At 68.5% G+C, this 12,281-nt stretch carries 13 protein-coding genes, 1 tRNA gene and 2 pseudogenes; 4 read left to right on the top strand and 12 right to left on the bottom strand.

The window, feature by feature from the left end; translation table 11 throughout:
* Positions 1-8 precede the first annotated feature (8 nt).
* The gene (locus ACN263_RS22115) at positions 9-848 is read right to left on the bottom strand and encodes an alpha/beta fold hydrolase (protein ID WP_422736265.1); all 840 of its coding nucleotides are present in this window, start codon (positions 846-848) and stop codon (positions 9-11) included.
* Positions 849-1,024: 176 nt separating this feature from the next.
* On the opposite strand from ACN263_RS22115, the gene ACN263_RS22120 reads away from it, so the two are divergent.
* Both ACN263_RS22120 and ACN263_RS22125 read left to right on the top strand, forming a co-directional pair.
* Positions 1,025-2,443 (top strand): RICIN domain-containing protein, encoded by a 1,419-nt coding sequence (locus ACN263_RS22120; RefSeq protein ID WP_422740784.1) that lies wholly within the window; start codon positions 1,025-1,027, stop codon positions 2,441-2,443.
* Positions 2,444-2,493: 50 nt separating this feature from the next.
* Positions 2,494-2,934, top strand: a complete 441-nt coding sequence (locus ACN263_RS22125; RefSeq protein WP_422736266.1) for a hypothetical protein — start codon at positions 2,494-2,496, stop codon at positions 2,932-2,934.
* 149 nt (positions 2,935-3,083) lie between these two features.
* Here ACN263_RS22125 and ACN263_RS22130 read toward each other — a convergent pair whose 3' ends face one another.
* Both ACN263_RS22130 and ACN263_RS22135 read right to left on the bottom strand, forming a co-directional pair.
* The gene (locus ACN263_RS22130; protein WP_422736267.1) at positions 3,084-3,551 is read right to left on the bottom strand and encodes a hypothetical protein; all 468 of its coding nucleotides are present in this window, start codon (positions 3,549-3,551) and stop codon (positions 3,084-3,086) included.
* A 157-nt stretch (positions 3,552-3,708) separates the two neighbouring features.
* The gene (locus tag ACN263_RS22135; RefSeq protein ID WP_422736268.1) at positions 3,709-4,056 is read right to left on the bottom strand and encodes an Imm8 family immunity protein; all 348 of its coding nucleotides are present in this window, start codon (positions 4,054-4,056) and stop codon (positions 3,709-3,711) included.
* 137 nt (positions 4,057-4,193) lie between these two features.
* Here ACN263_RS22135 and ACN263_RS22140 point away from each other — a divergent pair, with 137 nt between their 5' ends.
* Positions 4,194-4,502: a hypothetical protein gene (locus ACN263_RS22140; RefSeq protein WP_422736269.1), complete on the top strand. Its 309-nt coding sequence runs from the start codon at positions 4,194-4,196 to the stop codon at positions 4,500-4,502.
* Positions 4,503-4,616: 114 nt separating this feature from the next.
* Here ACN263_RS22140 and ACN263_RS22145 read toward each other — a convergent pair whose 3' ends face one another.
* Positions 4,617-5,378 carry a DUF6928 family protein gene (locus tag ACN263_RS22145; protein ID WP_422736270.1) on the bottom strand — a complete coding sequence of 254 codons (762 nt, stop codon included), beginning with the start codon at positions 5,376-5,378 and terminating at the stop codon, positions 4,617-4,619.
* Positions 5,379-5,722: 344 nt separating this feature from the next.
* Between ACN263_RS22145 and ACN263_RS22150 the strand changes: the two genes are divergently transcribed.
* Positions 5,723-6,046: a hypothetical protein gene (locus ACN263_RS22150; protein ID WP_422736271.1), complete on the top strand. Its 324-nt coding sequence runs from the start codon at positions 5,723-5,725 to the stop codon at positions 6,044-6,046.
* Positions 6,047-6,065: 19 nt separating this feature from the next.
* On the opposite strand, the gene ACN263_RS22155 is transcribed toward ACN263_RS22150, so the two are convergent.
* The 8 genes and pseudogenes from ACN263_RS22155 to ACN263_RS22190 all read right to left on the bottom strand — a co-directional run.
* Positions 6,066-6,551, bottom strand: coding sequence for a hypothetical protein (locus ACN263_RS22155; protein WP_422736272.1), 486 nt, complete (start codon positions 6,549-6,551; stop codon positions 6,066-6,068).
* Positions 6,552-6,828: 277 nt separating this feature from the next.
* A complete protein-coding gene (locus tag ACN263_RS22160; protein ID WP_422736273.1) occupies positions 6,829-7,422 on the bottom strand; it encodes an Imm21 family immunity protein in 594 nt (197 codons plus the stop codon).
* 283 nt (positions 7,423-7,705) lie between these two features.
* Positions 7,706-8,137 carry a hypothetical protein gene (locus ACN263_RS22165; RefSeq protein WP_422736274.1) on the bottom strand — a complete coding sequence of 144 codons (432 nt, stop codon included), beginning with the start codon at positions 8,135-8,137 and terminating at the stop codon, positions 7,706-7,708.
* A gap of 417 nt (positions 8,138-8,554) precedes the next feature.
* Positions 8,555-8,629 (bottom strand) — tRNA-Val (locus tag ACN263_RS22170).
* 76 nt (positions 8,630-8,705) lie between these two features.
* On the bottom strand, positions 8,706-9,173 hold the full coding sequence (locus ACN263_RS22175) for a peroxiredoxin (protein ID WP_422736275.1): 468 nt from the start codon (positions 9,171-9,173) through the stop codon (positions 8,706-8,708).
* Positions 9,174-9,257: 84 nt separating this feature from the next.
* Positions 9,258-9,695 carry a DUF3052 domain-containing protein gene (locus tag ACN263_RS22180; protein ID WP_132237238.1) on the bottom strand — a complete coding sequence of 146 codons (438 nt, stop codon included), beginning with the start codon at positions 9,693-9,695 and terminating at the stop codon, positions 9,258-9,260.
* A 112-nt stretch (positions 9,696-9,807) separates the two neighbouring features.
* A pseudogene (locus tag ACN263_RS22185) lies at positions 9,808-11,778 on the bottom strand (thiamine pyrophosphate-dependent enzyme); the annotation flags it as partial.
* Positions 11,779-11,891: 113 nt separating this feature from the next.
* A pseudogene (locus ACN263_RS22190) lies at positions 11,892-12,237 on the bottom strand (transketolase); the annotation flags it as partial.
* Between the last annotated feature and the right edge of the window lie 44 nt (positions 12,238-12,281).

The raw sequence follows: 12,281 nt of genomic DNA on the forward strand, positions 1-12,281 counted from the left end.
CGTCCCGGTCAGTCGACCAGCCGACCGACCAGCGCGGCGAGCGTGTCGGGATGCTCGTCGGTGACCAGGTGACCGGCGGCGGGGACGATGTCGACGCCGGCGTGCAGCCGCTGTTCGGCCGCCCTGCGCAGCCGGTCCGGAGGCAGGAACACGTCGTGGTCACCGCTCGCGATCACGACCGGTGCCCTGCTCGTCGCCGCCGGCACAAGATCATCGGTACTCACCGGACGGGCGTGTCGGGCGACAAGGGTCATCCACTCCACCAGTTCGGCGCGGGGCGTGCGGCCGGGCGCGGACAGCAGCCGCAGCAACCGGAGGCTCGACGCGGCCCGGGGCCGCGCCAGCCAACCCAGGAACGCCAGCAGGACACGAGGGGTGACCCGGAGCCGGCACAGCCCTCCGGGCGCCACCGCGACCGCGCCCCTGACGCGGGGATGTTCGGCGGCAAGCGTCACCGCGCCGCCGAACGAATGCCCGAAGGTCACGACCGGTCCGGTGGTGGCCTCCTCGACAACCTCGGCCAGCCACGCGCCGTACCAGGCGAGCCCGCCGTCGGCGACGTCCGCCGCGTCGGAACTCAGACCGGGCTGACCCGGGATATCGGCGGCCACCACCCGGTACTGCCGGGCCAGGGTCGTGAGCAACGGCAGGTAGGCGGCCGTGCTGAAGCGGTCACCGGCGACCAGGACGACCGTCACCGGACCCGCGCCGGCGGTGAGGAGGTGCGTGTCGTGACCGTGGGCGCGGATGACGCGTCGCTCGTGCGGAGTCGACCACGCGTCCACCTGTCGCGCACACCACCGGCGGATGCTGTCTCTGCCCTCGGGAGTGCGGTAGATGGACGTCACCGTTGCATCCTGCACCACGGTCGGTCCATGGGGGCACCACGCCGCCGCTGATCGCCATCGACCTACATCGACAGGAATGGATGTACATTGATGAGCGAATCGGTTCGGACGGTGGCGGGTCGCCGCCCGCCCACGGAAGGACGAACGTAGTGATACGCAACAGACTGCTTCCATCCCTGGTGGCGGCTCTCACCCTGGTCGGAACGGCGATCGTGGCGGTCACCACCCTGGCCGCCGCCCCGGCCCAGGCCGCGCCGGTCACGATCCCCAACGGCACGCAGTTCACCGACACCGCCGGCAATCTGGTGCACGCGCACGGTGGTGGGGTGCTCAAGGTCGGCGACTACTACTACTGGTTCGGCGAGAACCGCAACGCCAACAACACGTTCCGAGCGGTCTCCGTCTACCGCTCCACCAACCTGCGTGACTGGGAGTTCCGCAACAACGTGCTGACCCAGTCGTCGGCGGCGGAACTGCAATCGGCCAACATCGAGCGGCCGAAGGTCATCTACAACGCCAGCACCAACCGGTACGTGATGTGGATGCACAAGGAGAACGGCAGCGACTACGGCGAGGCCAGGGCCGCCGTCGCCTCCTCGGCCACCGTGGACGGCGCCTACACCTACCACGGCAGCTTCCGGCCGCTGGGCAACATGTCGCGGGACATCACGCTCTACAACGACGGCGGTACCGCCTACATGATCTCGGCCGGCGACGAGAACCGCGACCTGCTCATCTACCGCCTCAGCGCCGACTACCTCACCCCGGCCACGCTGGTCGGCAACTTCTGGAACGACGGCAACCGTGAGGCACCGGCTCTGTTCAAGCGCGGTAGCACCTACTTCCTGCTCACCTCGGGTCTGACCGGCTGGAGCCCGAACCAGGCCAGGTACGCCACAGCGTCCAGCATCTCCGGTCCGTGGAGCGGCATGACCAACGTCGGGGACTCGACCACCTTCCGCTCCCAGTCGGCCTTCGTGCTCCCCATCCAGGGCACGTCGACGACGAGCTACCTCTACCTGGGCGACCGCTGGGCCGGCGCCTGGGGTGGGCCGGTCAACGATTCCCAGTACGTGTGGTTGCCGATCGCCTTCCCCACCGCCACGACCATGAACCTGACCTGGTATCCCACCATCACCATCGACACCGCCGCGGGCACCGTCACCGGAGAGGCGCCGCTCTCCTACCGCATCACCAACCGCAACAGCGGCAAGGTGGTCGACGTGGTGAACATGTCCGTCAGCGACAACGCCGAAGTCAAACAATGGTCCTGGAACGGGGGCGCGAACCAGAAGTGGGAGTTCCGCGATGCCGGTAGCGGCTACTTCCGGATCGTCAACCAGAACAGCGGCAAATGCCTCGACGTCGCCGACGCCTCCACCGCCAACAACGCCAACATCATCCAGTACACCTGCGGCGGGGGCACCAACCAGCAGTGGCAGTGGGTCGCCACCGGCGACTACTACCAACTGCGCGCCCGACACAGCGGCAAGTGCCTGGACGTGGTGAGCAGCGGCACGACAGACGGCACCGACATCACCCAGTACACCTGCGGCACCGGCGCCAACCAGCAGTGGACCCGCACCCAGTCCTGACACCGCCGCCTGCCCTCGACACCGCTGAACGCGTACGGCAGGCTGCGCCGGTGGCGATCGACAGGAGCGGCGAGTTCTGGCGGGGCGAGGACTTCACGGACCTTGCCGACTATCTCCGCGAGTTCAAGCCCGGCGGTTACCCGGTGGCGCGGATCAGGGAGATGGTCTGCGCCCGGTGCGCGGGCAGGAGCTTCGACGTCCTTGTCGACGACGAGGAGGGTTGCGCCGAGGTGAGCTGCGCGGCCTGCGGTGCACGTGCCTTCGTCGCGGACAGCGCCGACTACTGGGAGGACGCCGAGCCGGGCGACTGCGCGTGCCCATGCGGCGGCGAAGTCTTCCACGTCGCCGTCGGCTTCGCCCTCTACGAGGACGGCGAGGTCCGCTGGATCAGCGTCGGACTGCGTTGTGTGCAGGACGGCACGATGGGCGTCTACGCCGACTGGCGGATCAACTACAGCCCCACTGATCATCTTCTTGACGGTGCCACCTGACTGTTCGCGGCAGGTTGCAGACACCTCAGACGAGCCATTCATGAACCGTCACAGGTCTTCATCGTCCTCGTCTGGTGGCAGGTCGCTCTGCCACCAGATCCGCATCAGGTACTGCTCATGCCAAGAATGTCACCAACCTGGCGGCTGGCTCACCGAGTCGGCTTCCGCTCCGCGCAGTCGGCGTACCGCCAGGTTGCGGCCAGGTCCTGGCTCGTGACGATCAGCCGTCCCGAGAGACAGACGACCTCGTGTCGGCACCCGTCTTCGTCCGGCAGCACCTCGTCCAGCATCACGTCCTGAAGCCGGGTGACATCGAGCCCATGGTCGGCGGGCTCGACGGTGACGCTGTGCACGCCGCTGTAGCGGATCGTCAGGTCTTCCTCGTGCTTCCAGCAGTTGTGCCGTAGGTGAAACTCCAGCCAGCGACTTCCGTCCGTCTCACCAGAGGTCAGGCGCGCGGGCTTCAGGTTCTTGACGCACCGCTGCCCGAAGAAGTCGTAATGGTTGGGGTCCACTGCGAACCTGCGCGCTCCTTCGGGCAACGAGTCGGCGAACGACGGCAACTGGCGCAGGTATGCCTCCGGATCCAGCGCCACGCCGTGGCTGGTCCGCTCCACGCTGACGTACCGCACTGCTGAACCCTCCCATTCCCAGCCGTCGCAGCCCTTGCGGCTGGCCTGCTCCTGCAGTCGCCCTGCGTCAGTTCGGGCCCACGGCCGTCGACCGGCTTGGCTGTACGGGTGGCTCTACCGGTTGCAGGGCCGGCGGCGTCTGTCAGTCGCGGTAATCCTCGAACTCCCACAGGCCGATCCGGCCGATCTTCTCCGCGAGCTCGGCCCGGCTGGTCTCTTCGACATTGCCGATCAACTTGCGCAAGGCTGCCTCGACGAGCGCTGGCGAGAACTCTGCCACGAACAGCCAGTGCCGCCCCACCTGGAAGGGCTGCCGGACCAGTAGGTCGGCCAAGGCGGCAGGGGTGCACGCAGTCATCTGGTACTGATCCTCACCTGGTTCGCCGACGACGCCGACGGACACCTCGACCAGTTGCAGGGTGTTCCGAGGATCGAAGAGTTCGTCGAATCTCAGGTCAGGGAACCGGACGCGTCGCACTTCCGCACGCATGCAGGCAAGCTACCGCCCCGTCCACCGATCGACACGCGGATTATCACTCGGTCAGTCACCCGCCCCGGTAGCTGTCCGCGTCGACAGCTACCCTCAGATCACGTTGTGCCAGGGGCCTGGGGTGCGGGGGAACGGCAATGATGATCGTGCTCTTCGACGATGACCGAGAGTGGTACATCCAGGGCCGCGTCTTCGAAGAGATTGTCGATTCAGTGCCCGCCGGGATGCTCCAGGACGATGATCTGCTCATGCACCTGCGGCCCGCCCGAGCGATGAGTTTTCTAGATCTGCGCCGCAGGGAACCAGATCGAGCCGAGCGTATCGGCGCCGCTCTCGCTGAGGGCGTCATCGAACGCATGCGGAACATCGACCAAAGCGATAGTGAGCTCGTCGGGTTCTACAAAGGTCTGTTGAAGACCGCTGCCAGGCGAGATGCCGACGACTGACGGCAGAGCCCACCGTCCTATCCCGAGGCTCTTGTCAGCGTCATGATCTGCTGGCCTTCCACCTGCCGGTGAGGGCACGGTTCGAAGCTGTCGCCGACCCGTTTCGTAGGCGAATCAGTAGCTGTCGGGGCTGACCTCGTGCATCGTTCCGTCTGGTCCCATGCGGTACCTCCGAGGCGGTCCCATGGTCTGGAGTGCCCGCGCATATGCGGCCGCACGGGCTGTCTCTTCCTCGCCGGCCGAGTCGGTCACGCGAAAGCCATGCAGATGAACGGCATCAGCGTGGATGTCGTCGGGGGAAGAACGGCCCTCGATGACGAACCCGAACAGCGCACGTAATGCTTCCTCGCCGAGGTCGAGGGGATGGAACGGCAGCGGGTAGGGGCCTTGGTCATGCCAGCCTGGTACGGGCTCGACGGGATGTTCACCGGCCCAGTACGGCAACTCGAAATCGTAGGGCTTGCCGATGTTCTCCTGGATGCCGCCATCGGGCGACAGGCTCAGCGATCTGATCAGCACGCCGTCCTCCCACACCGCGAAGCCGAGCCAGTCCACGACCGAGTGCATGCCGTGGACGATGATTCGTCGGCCCGCTCCAGCTCCGCGCAGGTGCTCCGGTAGCTCAGACGGGCGATCGAGCATGAACCGTCGGTCGCAGTACAGCTCCGCCCCGGCCAGCACCGTGGCGTACGTGAGGTCATCTGGCGGGTAGGTGCCGTCGAGCAACGTGTTGTCATCAGCGGGTTCGACCACGTAACCGGGGTGAACTTGACGTACCAACGCCTCAGTCTCGGCCCACTCCGACCGCGTTGCACCGCGCAGCGCCGGACGGATGTCGCCGTCGGCGAACGCCAGTAGGGCTGTCTTCGCGCCCACGTCGGTCCCTCCCGTTCTGCGGCAGGCCGCCTCTCGCACGCCGCCTGGCGGACATGATCGTCTAGCCAAAGGTGTCACAGACGTCCTGAGACCGATCTGTAACCGAGGTCCTCAGACCCGACATCGCCGGCAGCCCGGCCGCCCTGCCATGGGACTGCACGACCTGCGACACACCGTCGTATCCCTGCTGATGGAGTCGGGCGTTCCGCCGCACGTCGTCCAGGCCATCGCCCGGCACGCCGAGGTGAAGCTCACTCTCACGCCAACCTTGACGCGAGCCGTCAGTCGCTCGGCAACTCGACGGGGCGGCTCTCGTAGACCCGTTGCTGTCATCGCCCCAGGGAGTGATCTCTCCCGGGGCCTGCGGCCGCATCCGCGACGCCCGACCAGCCTCCCCAGTCCCACCACCGGCCACCGCCCCGACGGTCGAGCGGATCCTGTCGGTCAATGGCAGCTTCCAAATCGCCGGACAGAAGATCCAAGTCGGGAAAATCCACGCCCGCAAACTCGTCACCGTCGCCCTCGACGAGCACACCGTCACCGTCTACGACGCCGACACCCCGATCGCAGCCGTGCCTCGCCGCAGCACCACCGACCTGAACCGCACCAGAGCCAAACACCAGATCACCATCCCGGCTCAGGCTCAGGAGCCTCGCCTTCGTGCGTGACCCGGCAACGTGTCGTCAGCTATCGGGTTGACCTCAGCCCGAGCGCGCCGTGTTCGATGACGCCCGCAGGGAAGTCGGTGCGTCCTGACTCCTGCGTTGTCAGCGCGACCAGCTCGGCGCGCAGATCCACGGCAGGTTCACCAAGCACGATCGCGCTGAGCACAAGCTCGACCATCACCCGGTCGTATCGATCGGAGCTGCGACGGTAACGCGACGGGTCGGACTCCACCATCGCCGCTGAGATACGCCAACCACCGCCACCAACCGGCGAAAACGACGCTTCGAAGACCCCGTTGCCGGTCCAGCTGCGATGCAGGAAGGCGACCTGGTCCTCAACGAACACGTTCCACTTCTCGTCCATGTCGCGAGCCTCGTAACCGAACTTGATCCGTTCCCACTCCTCGTCGGACCACGTGCGAGTAGGTAGCTCGGCCATCGGCATCGGCGCCACGATCGGCAACACGTGCCGCAACGACGACCGGGTGACCAGGGACGGTTCGATCATCATCAGATCCTACGGCGGAGCGGCACTCGGGGCCTGACACCCTTACCACCGACCGCAAGCACCCGACCTATCGATCACGGCCCGACGTCAAACGTCCTGCGATGCCGTTCCGTCAACCATCATGCGAGACCAGGCATCGCCGGCAGTTCGGTTGTCCCGTCACGGCTGATGCTTGACACTCGCGTCCCACCTGATGCCTGACATGATCCTTAAGACGTGTCGCGGAAGCCTTCACGGTCCGTGCAAGGCGCGCATCGTGGCTGATCAGCTCGATCGATCAGTTCTGCGGTAAGGGCAAGAGTTGAACTAGGCCTACCGCAGCTTCCTCATTCGCCCAAGTGTGAACGGCGCGGACGGCCCACCGGCCAGCTGGTGTCGGAATCGGGGCTTGGTCGGGCATCGTCTCTTCACCGGGGTACGCAACCGTCAGCTCGGTTCCAGGGGTGACGGAATCTATAAGCACCGCCGGTCCGTCCGTCTCCCAGATGCCACATTGCGCCCAGTCGGCGGCCGGGTCGTCGAGAATGGACTTCGCGACGTTGATCAGCTCAGCCTCGGAGTCGGCGGCGAGCCAACGGACGAACGTCCGCCACTCCGGCAGATAGCAGGTTCTGGCGGGTTCGTCCGCCAAGACAAGTCCTTGCCGGCCGCTGCTACCGATAGCGATCACGCCTGCAAGGCCATCAACCTCGCAGGCGCGGTCGTAGTCATCCAGGGCGTCCCCGGTACCCGCGATCGTCCCGGCGGCCGTGCAGCCACCCCACTCGCTCAACACCGAAACCGGTACCGCGAGCAAAGGACCGCCCATCGACTCGACCCAAGCGGGGGAGGACTCTACCGAAGGCGTTGAGGTGGACCAGATGGCTTCCATACCGCTCAGTCTCCCGACCGACCGACGACGATGCAGCATCAGTCTCTGCAGAGACAGACGTCCGACCACGACTGGCTGTCAACGCACCGTCACCGATTGTACCCAGAATGACCGAGCACGCCGGCCTGCTGTCGTGCATGTGCTGGGGCGGATTCGTCAAGCATGTGGTGGGACTAGACACGCCGGCAGTCGGCTGTCGGTCCCGGGACCTGCCTGACACATCGGTCTCACGACCTGCGTGACACTCCGCCGTGGGCTTGCCTGTCGCCAGGCATCAGGGTGCCTACTGCCGGTCGACTCTTCCTAGCTCTGAGCGAAAGTCGCGTAGCTCGCGCGAGTTCCCTTCTTGGACCATCACGGCTTCTGCGATGCGGTGAGCGAGAGCCTCGTCTCCTGCCACCGCCGCCGCGAACGCTGCCGCCTGCAAGGGCGCAGTGCCGCCCGGGTATACCTGCCGGAACGGTCCCCAGGACCCCTGTTGGGCATGGACCTCGACCGCCCACCTGCCGAAGGCGTGGAGGTCTGCGGCGTGACACAGAAAGGCGACGCCAGGTCCGGCGACGTCGTCTACCAACTCTGCCAGCAACGGCCTCTCAGACGCGGGACGCGGGTACTCGTTGAGTTGGCGGATCGGCTCAAGGTGAGTCCACAGCGCCTCGCGGCGAAACTCCACCAGTGGTTCCGGCAGGCCCATGACCCGCACGCTGAGGAACACCTGGATCCCCTTCGTGGCAGGGTCGCCCCATCGAGGGGCATAGAACCGGATCTCTCGGAGGAGTCCGTTGTCCGTTCGTGTGCAGCTGTTGCCGTGGCGCTCGAAGCCAATCGGCGCCAGGACATCGCGATGAAGGCGGTTCACGGCACGTGGGACGCTCCAGCGACCGGGCACCCACAGATGTTAGGCCCCAGCCAACTTCTAGCCACGGCTGTCACCCAAGTCCCGCGACTGATCTTCACCGAGGGCCCGAGACCTGACAACGCCGGCAGTCGGCCGGCCGTTACCCAGCCGTCGTCTGACTGTGTCGGACTGCCTGGACGACCAATCCGGCGGCGACATCGGGGGAAGACCTGGGTCTCGTAGACTCGTTGCTGTCATCGCCCCGGGGAGTGATCTCTCCCGGGGCGTTCTGACTGGTGGGCGCGGCAGGTTTCGAACCTGCGACCCCTCGCTTGTAAGGCGAGTGCTCTCCCGCTGAGCTACGCGCCCCGGATCGCCCCGTGTGCGGCGGGCCGGTGGCTGGCAAGCCTACCTGCTCGCCTCCGACCCGACCGCACGCGTACCCCTATTGGGCCGTCGCGTCGGCGATGGCCTTGCGCCAGCCCTGCTGGTCGCGGGCCTCGCCGGGGCGGTTCATCTCGGCGAAGCGGACCACACCGGCCTTGTCGATGACGAAGGTGCCCCGGTTGGCGACGCCGGTCACGTCGTTGAAGACCCCGTACGCCTGGGCCACGCCGCCGTGCGGCCAGAAGTCGGCCAGCAGCGGGAACTGGTAGCCCTCCCGGTCGGCCCAGATCTTGTGGCTGTAGACCGAGTCGACGCTGACCGTCAGCACCTGGACGTCGTCGTTGGCGTACTCGTGGAGGTTGTCCCGCACCTCGGCCAGTTCGCCCTGGCAGGTGCCGCTGAACGCGAGCGGGTAGAAGACCAGCAGCACGGCGCGCCGGCCACGGAAGTCCGCGAGCCGGACCTGCTGGTTGTTCTGGTCCTTGAGCACGAAGTCCGGCGCTTCGGCGCCAACCTCGATGGGCATGCGGCTCTCCTCGGTGGCGTCAGGGTGGCGGGGCGAGCTTGTCACCCGGCGGGGGCGGCCGCCGGGCGTACGAAGCGGCGCGGGCTACTTCTTGCCCTTGGCCCCTCGGCGCAGCACCAGGCGGGCGCCGCTCCAGTCCCGGCCGGCGTTGACGGTCGAGGTCTGCTGGAGGCCGGCGGTGGGCGCGGACTCCGCGACCTCGCTCGGCTCGACGTGCCCCTCGCGCCCCGCCTTCGGGGTGAGCAGCCACACGACCCCGTTGTCGGCCAGCGGGCCGAGGGCGTCGACGAGCAGCTCGAAGAGGTCACCGTCGCCGTCGCGGTACCACACGAGCACCGCGTCGACCACCTCGTCGGTGTCCTCGTCGACCAGATCTCCACAGCGGTCGGTCAGGGCGTCCCGGAGATCCTGGTCGACGTCGTCGTCGTACCCCATCTCCATGACGACCATCCCCGGTTCGATGCCGAACCGGTCCGCCAGGCTGCGTACCCCGTCGGCGGCCTGACCAGCGGTCGCGCTCACTGTCGCGTGCCTCCTCATCTCGTCCCTGCTCGCGGCGTCGGACCGACGCCGTCAGGCAAAGTCCACACAGTTGTGGGTCTGCGCGCAAGTGGCGCACCGGGTGGAACGGAATTTACCGTGCCAGCAGCGTACGGGCACCGTCGGTAATGGCTTCCGGGGAGACCAGAACATGACGCGCTGCCGGACCTAATGGTACAAACGAGTCAACTCCGGCCACCCGCCGCGCTGCGCCCACATATCCACCATCCACCAGGGCGGCGATAACTCCCTCGCCGACCCCGCCTGACCGGCGTGTCTCGTCCACCACCAGCACCCGGCCGGTCGCCGCGGACTCCCGGATGATGTCGGCCACCGGCAGGGGCGCCAGCCAGCGCAGGTCCACCACGCGGGTGCCGACGCCCTCCTCGGCCAGCACGGCCGCGGCCCGCAGCGACATCCGCACCCCGTTACCGAAGGTGATGATCGTCAGGTCGTCGGCCGAGCCGACCCGGTAGACCCGGGCCCGGCCGATCGGCACGTGCCCGGCCACCCACGAGCCGGGCTCGGGATAGCCGGCCAGCCACTCACCGTCGCCTTCGGCGTACAGGTCACGGGTGTGGTAGAGCGCGATCGGCTCCAGGAACACGCACACGCTGCCGTCCACCGCCGCGCTCGCCAGACAGGTCCGCAGCATGGGCGCGGCGTCGTCCGGCCGCGCCGGCACCGCGACCACCAGACCAGGAACATCCCGGAGTACGGCCACCGAGTTGTCGTTGTGGAAGTGCCCGCCGAATCCCTCCTGGTACGCCAGACCGGCGACCCGCACCACCATCGGGTTGCGGAACGCGCCCCGCGAGAAGAACTGCATGGTGGCGGCCTCGCCGCGGAGCTGGTCCTCGGCGTTGTGCAGGTACGCCAGATACTGGATCTCCGGCACCGGCAGCATCCCGGCCAGTCCGGCGCCGAGGCCCAACCCGAGCACCGACGTCTCATCGAGCAGGGTGTCGAAGACGCGGGCCGGCCCGAACCGGTCGCGCAGGCCCTTCGTCACGCCGTACACCCCGCCCTTGGCGGCCACGTCCTCGCCGAAGACGGCCATCTGGGGGTGATCGAGCAGCCCGTCGGCGAGCGCCGCGTTGATGCTCTGCGCCAGGGTCATCGGTCCGACCAGCTCGGGCGGCTTGCCGCCGAACGCCTCCTCCCGGGCCGCCGCGCCCGGCCCGCTGGCCCGGGCGGCCGCGTCGGCCACGGCCCGCGCCACCCGCACCGGGCGGCGGGGGGCCAGCGCCGACACCACGTCGGCCGCGGAGGCCAGCTTGGGCTCGCCCAGCACCTCCTCGGCGAGCCGGCGTACCTGCCAGCCCGTCTCGTCGTACCGGGCCAGCAGTTCGTCGGCGGTCGCCACGCCCGCGTCGACGAGCAGCCGCGCGGTGGCGACCACCGGGTCCCGGTCCAGGTCCTCGGCCAGCTCGGCCGGGCTGCGGTACGCCGACTCCGCGTCCGCCCCGGCGTGGCCCATCAGCCGGACCGTGCGCAGGTGCAGCACGGCCGGCCGACGGTACCGGCGGACCCAGGCGGCGGCCTCCTGCGCCACCGTGTACGCCCGCACCGGGTCGGCACCGTCCGCGCTGAAGTAGCGGATGCCCGGCTTGGCGCGCAGCGTCGCCTCCACCCAGCCCTCCGGCGACCGGACGCTGATGCCCAGCCCGTTGTCCTCGCAGACGAAGAGCACCGGGATACGCAGGCCGCCGTGGTCGTACCAGCCGGCGGTGTTGAAGGCGGCGGTGGCGCTGGCGTGGTTGACCGACGCGTCGCCGAACGAGCAGACCACGATGGCGTCCGGTGGCCACGGGACGTGCGCCGCGCCGGCGCCGCTGCCGACCCGCACCCCCGCCCCGGTACGCCGCCCGGCGGTGTCCAGCCGGCGCAGCCGCTCCACGGCCAGCCCCATCCCGACCGCGCGGGGCAGGTGCGAGGCGATGGTGGAGGTGGTCGGCACGACGGCCAGGTCGGCCCGGCCGAACACCTTGTGCCGGCCGCCGGCGATCGGCTCCTCGCTGGACGCGACCATCCCCCGCAGCACGTCCCGGGCCGCCTCGGCGTACACCTCGAACCCACCGGTGGGGGTCGCGGACCCGGCCGGCTCGGCGTCGGAGGCCGGCTCCGGAGCCTCGGCGGCGGGTCCCGGATCGTCCGTGGCGGGCGGCGGGGCGGCGGTGGCGGCCTGGGCAGCCCGCACGCAGTAGAACGCCCCGGAACGGTAGTGCAGCAGCGCCGGGTCGGTGGGGCGCAGCGCGGCGGCGACCGCCGCGTTGCCCTCGTGCCCGGCCGAGCCGATGGTGTAGAAGCCCTCCCCGAAGCTGCGCAGCCAGCGCCCGGCCAGGTCGAGCTGCCGGCTGGCCACCTGCGCGTCGAACAGGTCGAGCAGTTGGGCGCCGGTCAGCGGGGCGTCGTCGGTGACCGGTTCGGCGAGGTCACGCCGTTGGGGTGCGGCGGGCAGCGCCGCCAGCGTCTCCCGGAACCGGTCGTCGAGATCTTGCGGGGTGGTCACGTCCGACAGCATTACCGACGCGGGCCACCGTCGCCCAGTGGGACACGGCCGGCGCG

This window comes from Micromonospora sp. WMMD729 (assembly GCF_049315225.1).
Taxonomy (GTDB): domain Bacteria; phylum Actinomycetota; class Actinomycetes; order Mycobacteriales; family Micromonosporaceae; genus Micromonospora.